Annotated in this window: 11 protein-coding genes and 1 pseudogene; 9 read left to right on the plus strand and 3 right to left on the minus strand. The window is 72.1% G+C overall.

Features of this window, described 5'->3' with window-relative positions; genetic code table 11:
* Positions 1–57: 57 nt before the first annotated feature.
* From ACNNMR_RS31915 to ACNNMR_RS31935, 5 genes are read left to right on the plus strand one after another with little or no spacing between them, the layout of a single operon-like run.
* Positions 58–1,203: a hypothetical protein gene (locus tag ACNNMR_RS31915; RefSeq protein WP_419998157.1), complete on the plus strand. Its 1,146-nt coding sequence runs from the start codon at positions 58–60 to the stop codon at positions 1,201–1,203.
* A complete protein-coding gene (locus tag ACNNMR_RS31920; RefSeq protein WP_419998158.1) occupies positions 1,200–2,168 on the plus strand; it encodes a DUF6182 family protein in 969 nt (322 codons plus the stop codon). The genes ACNNMR_RS31915 and ACNNMR_RS31920 overlap by 4 nt, the downstream gene beginning before the upstream one ends.
* A complete protein-coding gene (locus ACNNMR_RS31925) occupies positions 2,169–3,806 on the plus strand; it encodes a GH3 family domain-containing protein (RefSeq protein WP_419998159.1) in 1,638 nt (545 codons plus the stop codon).
* Entirely contained in the window at positions 3,803–6,163 is a 2,361-nt protein-coding gene (locus ACNNMR_RS31930) for a hypothetical protein (protein ID WP_419998160.1), read from the plus strand. Before ACNNMR_RS31925 ends, ACNNMR_RS31930 begins: the two co-directional genes overlap by 4 nt.
* Complete coding sequence (locus ACNNMR_RS31935; protein ID WP_419998161.1) at positions 6,156–6,953, plus strand: hypothetical protein; 798 nt, start codon at positions 6,156–6,158, stop codon at positions 6,951–6,953. Before ACNNMR_RS31930 ends, ACNNMR_RS31935 begins: the two co-directional genes overlap by 8 nt.
* 31 nt (positions 6,954–6,984) lie before the next feature.
* Here ACNNMR_RS31935 and ACNNMR_RS31940 read toward each other — a convergent pair whose 3' ends face one another.
* The 3 genes and pseudogenes from ACNNMR_RS31940 to ACNNMR_RS31950 form a co-directional block, all read right to left on the minus strand.
* Positions 6,985–7,416: a hypothetical protein gene (locus ACNNMR_RS31940; protein WP_419998162.1), complete on the minus strand. Its 432-nt coding sequence runs from the start codon at positions 7,414–7,416 to the stop codon at positions 6,985–6,987.
* Positions 7,417–7,495: 79 nt separating this feature from the next.
* A pseudogene (gene pulA / locus ACNNMR_RS31945) lies at positions 7,496–10,036 on the minus strand (pullulanase-type alpha-1,6-glucosidase); the annotation flags it as partial.
* A gap of 189 nt (positions 10,037–10,225) precedes the next feature.
* Positions 10,226–11,239 (minus strand): LacI family DNA-binding transcriptional regulator, encoded by a 1,014-nt coding sequence (locus ACNNMR_RS31950; protein ID WP_419998163.1) that lies wholly within the window; start codon positions 11,237–11,239, stop codon positions 10,226–10,228.
* Positions 11,240–11,384: 145 nt separating this feature from the next.
* Between ACNNMR_RS31950 and ACNNMR_RS31955 the strand changes: the two genes are divergently transcribed.
* The 4 genes from ACNNMR_RS31955 to ACNNMR_RS31970 all read left to right on the plus strand — a co-directional run bounded on the left by ACNNMR_RS31955 (position 11,385) and on the right by ACNNMR_RS31970 (position 16,303).
* Complete coding sequence (locus ACNNMR_RS31955; RefSeq protein WP_419998164.1) at positions 11,385–12,677, plus strand: extracellular solute-binding protein; 1,293 nt, start codon at positions 11,385–11,387, stop codon at positions 12,675–12,677.
* Positions 12,678–12,796: 119 nt separating this feature from the next.
* Positions 12,797–13,684 (plus strand): carbohydrate ABC transporter permease, encoded by an 888-nt coding sequence (locus tag ACNNMR_RS31960; RefSeq protein WP_420000551.1) that lies wholly within the window; start codon positions 12,797–12,799, stop codon positions 13,682–13,684.
* A 32-nt stretch (positions 13,685–13,716) separates the two neighbouring features.
* Entirely contained in the window at positions 13,717–14,589 is an 873-nt protein-coding gene (locus ACNNMR_RS31965; RefSeq protein ID WP_419998165.1) for a sugar ABC transporter permease, read from the plus strand.
* 40 nt (positions 14,590–14,629) lie between these two features.
* Positions 14,630–16,303 (plus strand): glycoside hydrolase family 13 protein, encoded by a 1,674-nt coding sequence (locus tag ACNNMR_RS31970; RefSeq protein WP_419998166.1) that lies wholly within the window; start codon positions 14,630–14,632, stop codon positions 16,301–16,303.
* Positions 16,304–16,341: the final 38 nt, after the last annotated feature.

Below are 16,341 nucleotides of genomic sequence, written 5' to 3' on the forward strand. Positions count from 1 at the left end.
CCGGCAGAAAGCCGTGATTGGGGGGCTTTGGCCGGGCCGGAATCTACCCTGAGCCGCATGAGCCAGCTGTCCGGGGCGCCGGCCGAACTCGTCGTGGCACCGGTGACGATCACCCCGACGAAGCCGCTGACGCCGACGCACATCAAGGGCCTGCTCTGGACCGATGTGCTGGTCAAGGCGAGCGCCCGGGTGGCCTCGGTGCGGCTGGCGTGGAGCCGCCGCATGGCCGCCCTCACCAGCCAGTCCGCGGACTTCTGGCAGCACCTCGACCGGACCGAGCCGGACACCGACTGGAGTACGGAGCCGGCGGGGCGGCTCGGCGAGCGGTACGTCCGCTTCCACGCCGCGCGCCCCAAGTCCTTATCGGCGGACCCGGGTTATTCGGCGGACCCGGGCTATCTCGCCCGCGCGGACCGGGACGGCTGGGTGCACCCCGCGGGCCTGCGGATGCTGGACCACTGGCGCGCGGAGCTCGCGCTGCTGGGCGTCGACGCCCAGGGCCTCACCGACGACCGGCCGCTCGCGGGGACGGCGGACCTGGTGCTCGACGCGCTGGCCGAGCGGCGGCTGCTCATCGACCACAGCCGCTACGGCGGCCCGGTCCACCTCGACGGCGCCCGCTGGGGCCTGCCGCTGCGGCAGCTGATCGGCGCCGACGGCCGCCCCAACTATCTGCTGCCGATCCTGCGCGAGCTGCTCCCGTCGATCCGCGCGGACCGCGCCTTCCTGCTCGTCCACGACACCGACATCACGGCGGACTATCTGCTGCTGGAGCGGGTGCTGGCCGTCTTCGGGGCGCGGGTGTCCCGGCTGGCGCTGAGCCGGGTGCCCGTGGAGGGGGCGGCGCGCTCCAGCCGGTACGGGGGCTGGGCGGGCGCCACCCTCACCGACCTGTCCGCCGTCTCCGGCAGCGCGTCGCGGGCCGGGTACCGGCTGGGCATGCGGCTGTACTTCGCCGGGGTGCTGCACCGCCGCTCGGCGCAGTCCTTCCGCATGCCGCTGCTGCGCCGGTGCGTGGGCCGGGCGGCGCGGCTCCTCGACGGGGCGCCGGATGGCGGCGATGAAGCGACAAGGCGACTGGCGGGCGTGCTCGCGCGGATGCGGGCGCAGCGAGGGTACGTCGACCCGTACCGGCTGACGTCCTCACTGCTCGGGGAGCGACTGCTGCCGCTGTCGCCGGCGGTCCGGGAGATCTACACGTGAGCCGGCCCGGCCCCGCGCCGGCGGTCGGGGAGGCGGAGTTGCTGGCTGCGGCGGTACGGGCGCGGGCGGTCGGGCGGGGGTTGGGTGAGGCGCCCGCGAGGAGCGGGCTGGGGGAGGCGTCCGCGAGGAGCGGGCGGGGTGTGGCCCCCGCGAGGAGCGGCCTGGCGGAGGCGCCCGCCAGTCACGGCCTGGCGGAGGCGTCCGCGAGGAGCGGGCTCGGGGAAGTGCCCACCCATCACGGGCCGGCGGAGGCGTCCCCCGGTCGCGGGTCGGCGGGGGCGCCCCCCAGCCAGGGGTCGGCGGGGGCGCCCCTCAGCCAGGGGTCGGCGGAAGCGCCCTCCAGCCACTGCCTGACCACCGCCGTCATCGTGGCCGGCATCGACCTGCGCGCCTTCATCGCGGGCGCGGCCGGCTTCGCCCTCACCACCCCACGCGACCTCGCCGACGGCTGGTACCGGTCGTTCACCAGGACCGTCTTCCTCGCCGGCCGCCCCGCAAGCATCGCCGCCCGCCACCCCCACTCGTACGGAACCGCCAACGGAAACCTCGCCTGGCACGGCCCCTCAACCCGCGGCCAACTACGCCCCCTTTCCCGCCTCCTGCGCACCTTCGAGGGCCCGGCCCTCATCGCCGCGCCCCCGGACCCGGTGATCGCCGCCGCCCCCGGACCCCCCTCAGGCCACACCGTCAGCCTCACCCTCGCCACCAGCGGCATCAGCACCGCCGAGTACCTCGTCCACGTCCACCACCTCATCGCGGAGTCCACTCTCCTCGGCCTGGTCCGCCCCGGCGACCGCCTCCTCGTCGAGCACCGCCCCACCCTCGAAGCCGCCGCCTTCCGCGACGCCCTGCACCCCACCCGCGCCCGCACCGCGCAGGCGCGCGTCATGCCCAGCGGCACCGAGGCCGGCCGCCTGCGCCTGTACGGCGTGCTGCTCTCCGACCGCTCAGAAGGAGCCACCTGAATGCAGCGCGAACGGGTACTGGAAGAGCACCACCGCCTGCTGGAGACCTTGGACCGCCCCGCGGAGGCGCAGCAGCGGCTCCTGACGCGGATGGTGGACCAGCACGCGGACACGGCCTTCGCCACAGCGCACGGCCTCGGCGCGGTCCGTACCCTCGACGACCTGCGCAAGGCGGTGCCCATCCGCACCCACGAGGAGCTCATGCCGTGGATCGACCGGATCATGGACGGCGAGCCGAACGTCCTCACTCCCGACGCCCCGCTCGCCTACTTCTCCTCCAGCGGCAGCACCGGCCGCGAGAAGCACATCCCGGCCACCCCCAGCTACCTGAAGCAGACCTATCTGCCCTTCTACCACGCCGCTTTCGCCCCGCTGCTGCTCACCATCGGCGATCAGGTACTGACCGGCCCCGGCTCCGTACTCAACCTCTGGCAGGACCCCACCGCCCCGGCCGCCAGATCCCGCGACGGCCGCCCGCACATAGGCGTCAGCCAGCTCGACTACCGCAAGCTCGGCGAGGACAGCGCCATCGGCCAGGGCAACGAGGCGCCCTGGAGCCGCATCCCCGAGGACCTGGCCGCCGCCAACCCCTGGGACCGCGCCTACTTCAAGCTGCGCCTGGCCGCCGAGCAGAACATCCGCCTGCTCATCGGCATCAACCCCGCCATGGTCGCCGGACTGCCGTACCAGCTCCGCCAGATGTGGCCCCGCATCGCCGAGGAGATCCGGGCCGGAACCCTCGACGGCCGCCCCCACACCGCACCGAACCCGGAGCGCGCCGCCGAGATCGAGCAGTACGCCAAGGCCTTCGGCACCCTCCACCCGCACCACCTCTGGCCCCGCCTGCGCGCCATCCTGGTCTGGAACAGCGCCCTCGCCTCCCTCTACCTCCCGCGGGTGCGGGAGACGTACGGCCCGGGCGTGCAGCTGTTCCCCGCCCCGATCGCCTCCTGCGAGGGCCCGGCCGCCGTCCCCGTCGACCGGCACCCCGGCGCGCCGCCGTATCTGCCAGGGTGCGTTTACGAGTTCGCGCCCGCCGACGCGCCGGTCACCGCCGACAGCGCCACGCTGCCGGTGACCGAGCTCGACGAAGGGGCGGACTATCACCTGGTGTTCAGCCACCCCGGCGGGCTCTACCGCTGCGCCGTCACCGACGTGGTCCGGGTCGTCGGCCGCATCGGCCGCGCGCCGCGCCTGGAGTACGCCGGACGCAACACCCTCCGCTCCGCCGCGGGCGAGCACCTCACCGAGGCCGCCGCCCTCCGCGCGCTCGACGCCGCCTGCCATGACACGGGGGCGGAGATACGTAACGCCGCCTTCCGCATCGACCCCAAGGCACCCCCCGAACGCGCCCACTACCAGGCCGCCATCGCCTTCGCAGGCCCGGTCGCCCCGGCCCTGGCCGCCGCCCTCGACGCCCGGCTGGCCCAGGAGTGCCCCGGCTACGGGACCGCCCGCCGGAACGGGCGGATCGCACCGGTCGAGGTGCTGCCCGTACACCCGGACGCTTTCCTGCGGGAGTGGGAGCGCGCCATCCGGGCCGGTCAGCGCCCGCCGCGGGTCAAGGACCGGGTCTTCCCGTCCGATCCCGCCGCATGGGCGCGGATCGTGGGACCCACAGCAGGGCGGCCCGCATGACCGACGCGATCGAGGACACCGGCACCGTCCCGGGCCGGGGTCAGTACACCGAAGCCGCCCGGGCCCGAAGACTCGACTGGCTGCGCGGCCGCACCGGCCTCGACCTGGACCAGCTGGCCCGCACCCGCCTCAAGGCGCCGACCCTGGTCGGCAACATCGAGAACTTCGTCGGCTCCGTAGAGGTGCCGGTCGGTCTCGCGGGCCCCCTGCTCTTCACCGGGGACGCCGCCCGCGGCAGCATCGTCGCGCCGCTCGCCACCAGCGAGGGCGCGCTGGTGGCGTCGGCGACCCGCGGCGCCCGCGCGCTGAGCGCGTCCGGCGGCGTTACGACGCAGGTGCTGGCGCAGCGGATGACGAGGGCGCCCGCCTTCGAGTTCGCCGACATCGCCGCGGCGCGGCGCTTCACCGGCTGGCTGTACGAGCAGCGCGAACGGCTTGAGGAGCAGGTGCGGCTGGTGTCCCGGCACACCCGCCTCGTCCGCATCGACCCGTACCAGATCGGGCGCCATCTGCACGTCCGCTTCGGCTTCGAGACCGCCGACGCGGCAGGCCAGAACATGACCACCGCGGCGACCTGGCAGATCTGCCGCTGGCTGACCGACACCCTCGCCGGCGAGGACCGCCTCCGCCCCCGGCGCATGCTCCTGGAGGGCAACCTCAGCGGCGACAAGAAGGTCGCCCACGGAGCGATCATGGAGGGCCGCGGCACGCGCGTGACCGCCGAGTGCCGACTGCCCCGCGACGTCGTCGCCGCCGTCCTCAAGACCACCCCGGAAGCCATGGTCAGCAGCCATCTGACGACCGTCATGGGCGCGCAGCAGGCCGGGATGACCGGGTACGGCGTCAACGCGGCCAACGTCGTCGCCGCGCTCTTCGTGGCGACCGGGCAGGACGTGGCCTGCGTGCACGAGTCTGGGGTGTCCGTCTTCGCGCTGGAGCAGGACGGCGACGACCTGATCGCCAGCATCGTGCTGCCCAGCCTCGTCGTGGGCACGGTCGGCGGCGGCACGGCGCTGCCGCAGCAGCGCGAGCTGCTCACCGCGCTCGGCTGCGCGGGGGCGGGCGGCGCGGGCCGGTTCGCCGAGATCGTCGCCGGGTTCGCGCTGGCGCTGGACGTATCGACGATGGCGGCGGTGGTCAGCGGCCAGTTCGCCGAGGCGCACCAGCGGCTCGGCCGCGCCAGGCGCGTCGACTTCCTGCAGGCCGGAGACCTGAACCCGGGCCTGCTGCAGCCGGTGCTCGCGCAGGGCCTGCGCGACCCGCGCCTGCACGTCACCCGGGTCCGGCAGGGCCCGCAGCTGCACGGCGACGGCATCTCCAGCGAGCTCGGCGCGTACGCCGAACGCCGCAAGCTCACCGGCCTGCACCCGCTGACGGTGACCATGACCCCCGGCGGCGGCACCCCGGCCACCATCGACCTGGTGGCCAAGGTCAAGCCGCGCGGCGAAGACATCATCGCGGGCGTCGCCAAGGTGGTCTCCCTGTGCGGGCCAGAGGTGGCACAGGCCTGGGACCGCTGGGGCACGGACACCGAGTTCACCGCCGCCCACCGCCGCGAACTGGCCGTCTACCGGCGGCAGGAGCAGCCGCTGACGGACCTCCTCCCGCGCTGCTACGGCCTGCTGGAGGACGACGAGCGCGAGGCGTACGTCATCCTCATGGAACGGCTGCACCACGACGACAAGCCATGGACCCGCCCCCGCATCACCACCGTCCTCCGCGCCATCGCCCGCGTCCACGGACACTGGCTCGGCCGCGAGGACGACCTGCTCGCCGCGGGCTGGCTGCACCGGGTCGCGGAGCCAGGCCACCTCGCCAAATCGCGGGAGCTGTGGGAGGCGCTCGTACGCCACGCCGCCTCGGAGGACCCCGGCCCGCCGCTGGACGCGGCCCAGGCGGACACCCTCCTCGGCATCATCGACGAGGCCGACCACTGGACCCGCGAGCTCGACGCGCTGCCCCGCACGCTGATCCACCACGACCTCAACCCCCGCAACATCGCCGTCCAGGACGGCCGGGTGACCGCGTACGACTGGGAGCTGGCCACCGTCGGCCTGCCGCAGCGGGACGTCGTGGAGCTGCTGGCCTTCACCCTGCCCCCGGACGCGCGGGCGGCGGACGTCGACGCCCTCATCGCCGCGCACGCGCGGGCGGTGGCCGAGGTGTCGGCCGAGGCCGCCGCGCTGGTGGCGGGCGGCGACTGGCGGCGCGGCTACCGGTTGGCGCTGCGGGAGTTCCTGATGACCCGGCTCGCGCTGTACGCCGCGGGCCACACCCAGCGCGAGTTCGGCTTCCTGCCCCGGCTGGTGCGGACCGCGTTCCGCCTGTGGGAGCTGGAGGGGTTACGGAGTGAGTGAGCTGCGCGCGGCCGTGGTCGGCATCGACGGCGCGGGCAAGACCACGGTGCTGCGCCTGCTGCACGAGCAGCCCGCCGTCCAGGTCGTCCACGCCATCCGGGCCCACGAGGACCCGCACAGCCCCTGGGCCGCCCTGTCCCGCGCCCTGGCAGGGGCCTCGGCCGCGGCGGACACGGTCGGCCGGGCGCAGCTCAAGGTGGCCGCGCTCTACCTGCAGTTGTGCCTGTACGGCCCGGCGGAACGGCACGCGGCAGGCCGCGGCCGCTTCCTCCTCGCCGACCGGCACCCGCTCATCGACCCGCTCGTCTATCTGCCCCTGTTCGGGCAGCTGGGGGCGGACGAGGAACCCGGCGGCGACGTGGACACCTGGTGGCGCCTGCAGGACCCGGCCGCGGCCGAGGACGTGCGGGACTGGCTGAGGCAGTGCGTCCCCGGCGGCGACCCGTGGACCCTGGGCGCGGAACTGCTGCGGCTCGGCACCAGGCCGCCGGCGGAGCTGCTGCCCGAGCTCAGCCGCAGATTCGGCGTCGAGCTGCCGCACCGCGTGCTGCTGCTGGACCTGCCCGTACGGGAGGCGATCCAGCGGATGCGAGCCCGCGCCCGCGGAGCCGAACTCCACGAGACCGCGACCTTCCTGGCGGCCACCCGCCAGCGCTATGCGGCGGCGCTGACCTGGCTGCGTGCAACCAGCCCCGGCATGGTCGTGCGCCGCGTCGACTGCTCCGGGCTGGGGGTGGCGGAGGTGGCGGCGGCGGTACGCCGGTCGCTGGAGGCCGCGGCCCCGGCGTAGCCCGGCGTACCGCCACCGGTACCGCTGCGGTTCAGGAGGTACAGACCTTCGACAGATGACCGGCCGCGTCCTCGATTCCGCTGAGGTCGGGCGTCGCGTCGCCGTTCTCGGCCGCCTTCTGGGCATTGTTGACGGCGGTCTTCAGATCCTCGACCGCCTTCTTGAGCTCTTCGTCGTCCTTCTCGTCGGTCAGATCGTCCATGTTGTCCTCGATCTTGCCGAGCGCATCCTGCGTCGCCTTCGGGCTCTCCCCGGCCCCGTCAACGGCCTCCTTGAGGTCATCGACTTCCATGGAGATGTCCGTGGCCACCTGGCCACAGTCGAGCGCCTTGTCCAAGGCGTCGCAGCCGATCAACGCGGTGGCGCCCAGCACGACGGCGGCGGCGGTGGCGGCGACTCGGGTGCTTGCAGCAGAAAGCACGGGGGTCCTCGCAATCCTGAAGTGAGAGTGGTCAGCACGCACCTAGAGAGACTGCCACGGCCGCCGGATCAGTTGCCTCCTTGCCGGTGAGTTGCCGGTCGACCGGCAACCGGCAACGCCGTCAGCCGCGGTCGAAGACGGCGACGGTGCGGGCCGGGACGGTGAAGGTGCCTGAGCTCCTCTCGTACGAGGAGGACTTGACGGTCGCGTCGGCGCCGGTGGCCTGGGTGTGGTGCAGGGTGTGGCCGGTCCCGGCCAGGGCGGCGATGCGCTGGGACTGGCGCTGCGGGGTGGCGTTGAAGACGATCACCAGGTCGCCCAGGCGCATGGTGATGACGCCCGGCGTCTCGGCGGCGGTCCCGGACAGCGGGAAGGACAGCTTCCGCTGCACCTCGCCCGCCGTGGCGAGGGCGAAGGCGGGCTCGGTCGTACGGAGCTTCAGCAGGTCGCGGTAGGCGGCCGAGGCGCCGTTGATCTCCGCGCAGCCGGGGGTGAGGGTGGCGGCGTCCTTCAGCAGCGGCTTGGCGTACGGCCACTTGGGCTCGTTGTCGGCGGCCGGGGGCAGGCCGCGGCCGAAGCCGTTGCCGTCGCGGCAGTCGTAGTGGAGGGCGTTGAACCAGTCGCCGCTGTCGTAGGAGTTGCGGTCCAGGGACTTGGAGCGCAGCAGGTCGGAGCCCGCCTGGGAGAGCGCTGGGCCCTGGGACAGGGCCGCCGTCGCCATCGCGAGGACCTGCATGCGCGCGCGGGCGGCGGGCGGCGTGCCGGGCGGCAGCTTGAAGGCGAGCGCGTCGAAGAGCGTCTCGTTGTCGTGGGCGTCTGCGTACGCCAGCACGTCGCCGGGGGCGGCCGCATAGCCGGCGGGGGAGCCGTTGTAGTCGACCTCGGCGCCCTTGACCTTGCGGCCGCCGCTGTCGGTGAAGGAGTAGCCGGCCAGGTTGCCCGAGAGGCCGACCTTGATCAGGTCCTGGTAGTGCAGGAGGCGGGCCTTCTGCTCGGCCGGGGTGCCGTTCGCCGCCGAGCCGTTGGGGTCGGTGTACAGGCCGCTGGCGAAGCCCTGCACGCCCGGGTCCTCGTCAAAGGGGCCGCCGCCGCGGACCGCGTCCCTGGCCCGGTCGGAGAAGGTGGCGATGCTCGTGCCGGCCATGTTCTTCTGCGTGGCCTGCTCGAAGCGGGCGTCGTCGGCGACCTCGCCGAAGTTCCAGCCCTCGCCGTACAGGAGGATGCGCTTGCCGTCGACGCCGTCCTTGGCCGGCGTGAGCGCGTCGAGCGCCTTGCGTACGGCGAGGATATTGGCCTTCGGGTGGTGGCCCATCAGGTCGAAGCGGAAGCCGTCCACCTTGTACTTCCGCGCCCAGGTCACGACGGAGTCGACGACGAGCTTGCCCATCATGGCGTTCTCGGGCGCCGTGTTGGCGCAGCAGGTGGAGGTGGTTACGGCGCCGTCGGCGTCGAGGCGCTGGTAGTAGCCGGGCACGATCTTGTCGAGTACGGACTTGGCGTCCTGGCCGCTCGCCACCGTGTGGTTGTAGACGACGTCCATGACGGTGCGCAGCCCGGCCCCGTTCAGGCTCTGCACCATGCGCCGGAACTCCAGGGTGCGGCCCGGGCCCTCCGGATCGGTGGCGTACGAGCCCTCGGGGACCGTGTAGTGCAGCGGGTCGTAGCCCCAGTTGTACGCGTCCTTGGCGGCCGTCTTGGTGACGCAGGCCTGCTGTGCGTCCGAGTCGGGGGCGTACGACGGCAGGTCGCAGTCGGGTGTGGCCTGGTCGCCGGGCCGCTCGGGGATGGTGCCGATGTCGAAGGCAGGGAGGAGGTGGACGTACGACGTGCCGGCGCGCGCCAGCCGGCGCAGCTGTCGCATGCCGTCGGAGTCCGTATCGGTGAAGGCCAGATAGGTGCCCGGGTGCCTGGACGTGCGGTCGGCCGCGGAGAAGTCGCGGATGTGCAGCTCCTGGATCTGCGCGGTGCGGGCGGGCACGGCGGCGGGCTTGCGCAGCGACTGCCAGCCGGGGGGCTCGTAGCGCGGGTCGTCGAGGTCGACGAGGAGGCTGCGGCGGGAGTCGGCCGTGAGGGCGGTGGAGTACGGGTCGGTGACCCGGTTGGTGACGACCTTGCGGACGCTCGGGGCCCAGACCTTCACGGCGTAGCGGTACGCCTTGCCGGACCAGCTCTTAGGGCCTGAGACCGACCAGACGCCGGAGGCCGCCGAGCGGTGCATCGGGACCGTACGCCCGTCGATCTCCAGGGAGACCTCCTGGGCGGTGGGCGCCCAGACGGCGAGCGAGGGGCGGCCGTCCGCGCGGAAGGCCGGGCCGAGGTCGGCGCGGGTGGCGGCGGCGCTGTAGAGATCGTCCAGGACGCCCTGGGTCTGCACGCCCGTGGCGGCGCGCAGCTCGCCGCCGGCGTCGGTCGCGGTGGCGGTGAGCTGCCCGGTGAGCGCCGGGCGGACGCGGTCGCGGTCGCGCGGGTCGAGGCGGAAGGCGGCGTAGTCATTGAGGTGCGGGAACTTCGCGCGCTGCGCGGCGGTGAGCCCGCCCGCGACCGAAGTCAGGCGCAGCCGCTGCCCGTTGCCGGTTTCCAGGGCGTGGGTGGCCGTGGTGTCGGCCGTCTTCCAGGCGACGGTGTCGGCGTCGATCCACTGGGCCCGGGACTTCGACAGGTCGACGTCGGCGGGCGCGGCGGCAGCGGGCGACAGCAGCGGCACCGCCGCGAGCAGCAGGGACAGTGCGAGGGTCACGGCCGTACGACGGGAGCCGGTCAACGGTAGCGCTCCTTTGCAAGATCTTACGCAAGGATTCATGAGCGAGTGCGCTGTGGACCGTATGGCCGCTGCCGTACCGCGTCAAGAGGGCTAACCGCGCCGCATCGCCGTCGAGTTGCGCACCACCAGCTCCGGATGGAAGACGAACTCGCTCTGCGCGGCCGGAGTGCCGCCGATCTCCTCCATCAAGGCGCGGACGGCCGCCTGGCCCATGGCCGTGACCGGCTGCCTGACCGTCGTCAGCGGCGGGTCGGTGAAGGCGACCAGGGGCGAGTCGTCGTAGCCGACCACCGAGACGTCGCCGGGGATGCGTAGGCCGCGCCCGCGGGCCGCGCGGATGGCGCCGAGCGCCATCATGTCGCTGGCGCACACGATTGCCGTGCAGTCGCGGTCGAGCAGCGCGGTCGCCGCGGCCTGGCCGCCCTCCAGGCTGTAGAGGGAGTGCTGGATCAGCTCCCGGGCCTGCCCCGCCGTGAGGTCGAGCAGCTCGGCGGCCGCGGCGAGAAAGCCCTCCGTCTTGCGCTGTACGGGGACGAAGCGCTCCGGGCCGAGCGCGAGGCCGATCCGGTGGTGGCCGAGCGAGACGAGATGGGTCAGCGCGACCTTCATCGCCTGCTGTTCGTCGGGGGAGATGAAGGGGGCGCTGACCTCGGCGGAGAAGCCGTTGATCATGACGAAGGGCACGCCGCGGCCGCGCAGCCGCTCGTAACGGCTCATGTCCGCCGTGGTGTCGGCGTGCAGTCCCGAGATGAAGATGATCCCGTCGACGCGGTGATCGACCAGCATCTCCGTGAGCTCGTCCTCGGTCGCCCCGCCGGGCGACTGGGTGGCCAGCACGGGCGTGAAGCCGTGCCGGGTCAGCGTCTCGCCGATCACCTGGGCGAAGGCCGGGAAGATCGGGTTCTCCAGCTCGGGGACGAGCAGGCCGATCAGCCCCGCGCTGCGCCGGCGCAGCCGGACCGGGCGGTCGTAACCGAGCACGTCGAGCGCCGCCAGCACGGACTGGCGGGTGGCCGCCGAGACCCCGGGCTTGCCGTTGAGCACCCGGCTGACCGTGGCCGCGCTGACCCCCGCCTGCGACGCCACATCGGCGAGTCCTGTCATGCGGCGCACCGTAACAGGATCATGCGGGGTTGCGAAATCTCTTGCAGAAAATACTCGCAAAGTCTTTCGCACGTCTTGCAGAGCTGTTAATTTCCTCTGCGACCCGGCGCCGCGATCGGTGCGGTTCCCCTTAGAAGGAGTTCACATGCGACGTGGCATATCCCCGCGGGGACTGGGCGCCACCGCCCTTGTCGCAGCCCTAGCGCTCACGGCGACAGCCTGCAGTGACGACGGCGGCAGCGGCAGTGCGTCCGGCCCGGTGACGATCACCTGGTGGGACACCTCCAACGCCACCAACGAGGCCCCCGCCTACAAGGCCTTGATCAAGGACTTCGAGAAGGCCAACAAGGACATCAAGGTCAAGTACGTCAACGTCCCGTTCGACCAGGCACAGGACAAGTTCCAGACCGCGGCCGGCGCCAAGGGCGCCCCGGATGTGGTCCGCGCCGAGGTCGGCTGGACCGCAGGCTGGGCCAAGTCGCAGTTCCTCACGCCCCTCGACGGCACCGACGCGCTGCCGGACACCAAGGACTTCACCCCCTCTCTGCTGAAGCAGGCGCAGTACAAGGGCAAGACCTACGGCGCCCCGATCGTCACCGACACCCTCGGCCTGATGTGGAACAAGCAGCTGCTGAAGAAGGCCGGCCACGCCAAGCCGCCGGCCACCTGGGACGAGCTCAAGGATGTAGCGAAGGACGTCGAGGCGAAGGCCGGCGTCAACGGCTTCTTCCTGGACAACGCCACCTACCCCACGCTCACCTTCCTCTTCGGGGAGGGCGCCGACCTGGCCGACGCCGGCGGCAAGAAGATCACCGTCAACTCCCCGGAGGCGGTGAAGGCCGTCGATATCTCCAAGGACCTCCTGGCCTCCCCTGGTGTCGCCAAGCTCGACGCGACCGCCGACGCGTACGCGCACATGAACGACGCCTTCGCCAAGGGCAAGGCCGCGATGATCGTCCAGGGCCCGTGGGAGCTCACCAACATCTACAAGGGCTCCGCCTTCAAGGAGAAGTCCAACCTGGGCATCGCCCCCGTCCCGGCCGGCTCCACCGGCAAGGCCGGCGCCCCGACCGGCGGCCACAACCTCTCCGTCTACGCGGGCGCGCCCAAGGAGAAGCAGGACGCCGCGATGAAGTTCATCGGCTTCATGACCTCCGCGAAGGCGCAGAGCGAGGCCGCGCTGAAGAACGGCACCCTGCCGACCCGCCTCTCCGCGTACACCGCCGAGGTCAAGAAGGCCCCGGGCATCGCCGACTTCCAGCACGTGCTGAACACGACCGCGCGCCCGCGCCCCGAGCTGGCCGAGTACAGCACGCTGCTCGGCGACGACTTCGCCCAGAACCTGACGAAGATCCGGCAGGGCAAGCAGAGCACCGAGGAAGGGCTCGACAAGACGGCCGAGGCCTACAAGAAGGTCCTCCCCGGCTTCGCGTCGTAAGCCTCCCGGCCGGACCGCCGCCGCCCGCGGTCCGGCCGCACACCCCGCACACCCACGAAGGTGACCGAGTGATCAGCCGCATCAAGCAGTCCTACAACCGCTATTGGTATGCCTACGCCATGGTGGCGCCGGTGGTGGCCGTGCTCGGCCTGCTGGTCGCCTATCCGCTCGGCCGCGGCATCTACCTCTCCCTCACCGACGCCACCAGCGACAACGTCGGCCGCACCATCGGCGTCAACGAGATCCCCGACTCGTTCTCCTTCATCGGGCTCGACCACTACACCGAGATCCTCACGGGCAGCGGCGCCGAGACGTTCTGGAAGCAGTTCGCCTGGACCGTCTTCTGGACGGTGGCCTGCGTCGCCCTGCATTACGGCATCGGCCTGGCCCTCGCCACCCTGCTCAACCGCGACCTGCGCGGCCGCACCTTCTACCGGCTGGCGCTGATCCTGCCCTGGGCTGTGCCCACCTTCGTGACGGTCTTCGCCTGGCGGCTGATCCTCGCCGACGACGGCGGCATCCTCAACGCCTCGCTCGGCTGGGTGGGCCTGCCCGAGCCGTCGTGGCTCAGCGAGCCGGTGTGGCAGCGCACCGCCGCCATCATGGTCAACACGTGGTGCGGGGTGCCGTTCATGATGCTGTCCCTGCTGGGCGGCCTGCAGTCGATACCGGCCGAGCTGTACGAGGCCGCCGAGACGGACGGCGCCACGCCCTGGCAGCGCTTCCGGCATGTCACCCTGCCGGGGCTGCGGTCGGTCAGCAGCACGGTGATCATGCTGGGGTTCATCTGGACGTTCAACCAGTTCCTCATCATCTTCCTGCTCTTCGGCAACTCCGCGCCCGACGCCCAGATCCTCGTCACATACGCCTACCAGCTGGGCTTCGGCAGGCAGCCGCGGGACTTCGCCGGGTCCGCCGCGTACGGGGTGATCATCCTGTCGATGCTGATCGTGCTCGTCTCCGCGTACCGGCGCTGGCTGGCCCGTAACGAGAAGGCCTTCGCCTGATGCTGATGCGGAAAGAGAGGACAGCAAAGTCCATGACCACCACTACCGCCAAGGCCACCGCCACCGCCCGGCGCCGCGGCGAGCGCAGCACCGCCGCGTCGATCGGCACGCATGCCGCGCTGCTCGTCGCCTCCTTCATCGCGATCTTCCCGGTGGCGTGGATCGCCTGGGTGTCGCTCGGCCCCGACAAGAACGACTTCCTGCACGCGCAGGACATCGCGGGGAAGATGACGCTCGACAACTACAAGCACGTGCTGGCGGACACCAAATTCCTTGAGTGGATGGTCAACTCGCTGGTGGTGGGCCTCGGCACCTGCGCGCTCGGGCTGCTGATCTCCGCGAGCGCGGGCTATGCCGTATCGCGGATGCGCTTTCCCGGGCACCGGCAGCTGATGTGGTCGTTCCTGATCACGCAGATGTTCCCGATGGCGATCCTGATCGTGCCGCTGTACAACCTGGCCGCGAACCTCGATCTGCTGGACACGTACTGGGTGCTGATCCTGGCCAACTGCACGACGGCCTTCCCGTACTGCGCCTGGCTGATGAAGGGGTACTTCGACACCATCCCCGTCGAGATCGACGAGGCCGGGCGGGTGGACGGCCTCAGCCCCTTCGGCACCTTCTACCGGCTGATCCTGCCGCTCTCCCGGCCGGGCCTCGCGGTCGCCGCCTTCTACACTTTCATTACGGCCTGGAGCGAGTTCGCCTTCGCCTCGGTGCTGATGCTCAGCGAGGACAAGTACACCCTGCCCATCGGCCTCGCGACCTTCGTCAGCGAACACGACCAGCAGTGGCACCTGATGGCCACCACCGGCGTCCTGATCGGCGTGCCGGCGGCCGCCTTCTTCTACCTGGTCCAGCGGCACCTGGTCACCGGCCTCACCGCCGGCGCCGCGAAGTCCTGACCCCTCCCTCCCCCTGCCTCCTGCCCCAAGGATTCGACGCATGACACAGCACTCCACCACGTCCGCGCGCCCCGGCGCCGACCGGGAAGCCGCCGCCGCCTGGTGGCGCGACGCGGTGATCTACCAGGTGTATCCGCGCAGCTTCGCGGACGCCGACGGCGACGGGATGGGCGACCTCGCCGGCATCCGCAGCCGGCTGCCGTACCTGGCCGAGCTGGGCGTGGACGCGGTGTGGCTCAGCCCGTTCTACGCTTCGCCGCAGGCCGACGGCGGCTATGACGTGGCGGACTACCGGGCGGTCGACCCGATGTTCGGGACGCTGCTGGACGCGGATGCGGTGATTCGCGATGCCCATGAGCTGGGGCTGCGGATCATCGTGGACGTGGTGCCGAATCACTGCTCCGACCAGCACGAATGGTTTCAGCGGGCGCTGGACGAAGGCCCGGGCTCGCCGCTGCGCGGCCGCTTTCACTTCCGGCAGGGGAAGGGGGAGAACGGCGAACTGCCGCCGAACGACTGGGAGTCGGTCTTCGGTGGCCCCGCCTGGACTCGCACCCCGGACGGTGAGTGGTACCTGCACCTCTTCGCGCCCGAGCAGCCGGACTTCAACTGGGAGCATCCGGCGGTCGCGGACGAGTTCCGGTCCATCCTGCGCTTCTGGCTCGACATGGGGGTGGACGGCTTCCGGGTCGATGTCGCGCATGGCCTGGTCAAGGCGGCGGGCCTGCCAGATGTGGGCGGCCGGGATCAGGTGAAGCTGCTGGGCAAGGATGCGATGCCGTTCTTCGATCAGGACGGGGTGCACGAGATCTATCGCTCGTGGCGCACGATCCTCGAGGAGTACGACGGTGAGCGCATCGCTGTCGCGGAGGCGTGGACGCCGACGGTCGAGCGGACCGCTCTGTACGTACGCGCGGACGAGCTGCACCAGGCCTTCAACTTCCAGTACCTCGGCACCCACTGGGACGCGGCCGAGCTGCGCAGCGTCATCGACCTGTCCCTGGACGCGATGCGCCCGGTGGGCGCGCCCGCGACGTGGGTGCTGTCGAACCACGACGTCACGCGGCACGCGACGCGCTTCGCGCACGATGGCGCGCAGCGGACGCAGATCCGGGAGGCGGGGGATAGGGAGCTCGGCCTGCGCCGGGCTGTCGCCGCGACCCTGCTGCTGCTCGCCCTACCGGGCTCGGCGTACCTCTACCAGGGGGAGGAGCTGGGCCTGCCGGACGTCACCGACCTCCCCGACGACGTCCGGCAGGACCCTGCCTACTTCCGCGGCGCGGGCCAGGACGGCTTCCGCGACGGCTGCCGGGTGCCGATTCCGTGGACGGTGGGCGGCACGTCGTACGGCTTCGGGGGCGGCGGCAGCTGGCTGCCGCAGCCGGCGACGTGGGGCGGGCTGAGCGTGGAGGCGCAGACCGGGGACCCGGAGTCGACGCTGGAGCTGTACCGGCGAGCGCTGAGCCTGCGGCGGGAGCATCCGTCGCTGGGCGCGGGGGACGGGGTCGAATGGCTGGGGGCGCCGGAGGGCGTGCTCGCCTTCCGGCGGGGTGACTTCGTCTGTACGGCCAACACCACGGGGGCTGTTGCCACGCTCTCGGTGCCGGCGGGGGCGCGGCCGCTGCTCTCCAGCGGAGCGGCGCCGACGGTGCGTGGGGAGATGGCGGAGGTGCCGGGGGATGCGACGGTGTGGTGGTCGGTCGCGGGGGAGTGAGGCACGAGGTCCTGGGGGCAGGGCGGAACCCCCAGGAC

This window comes from Streptomyces boninensis (genome assembly GCF_048572725.1).
Lineage (GTDB): Bacteria > Actinomycetota > Actinomycetes > Streptomycetales > Streptomycetaceae > Streptomyces > Streptomyces boninensis.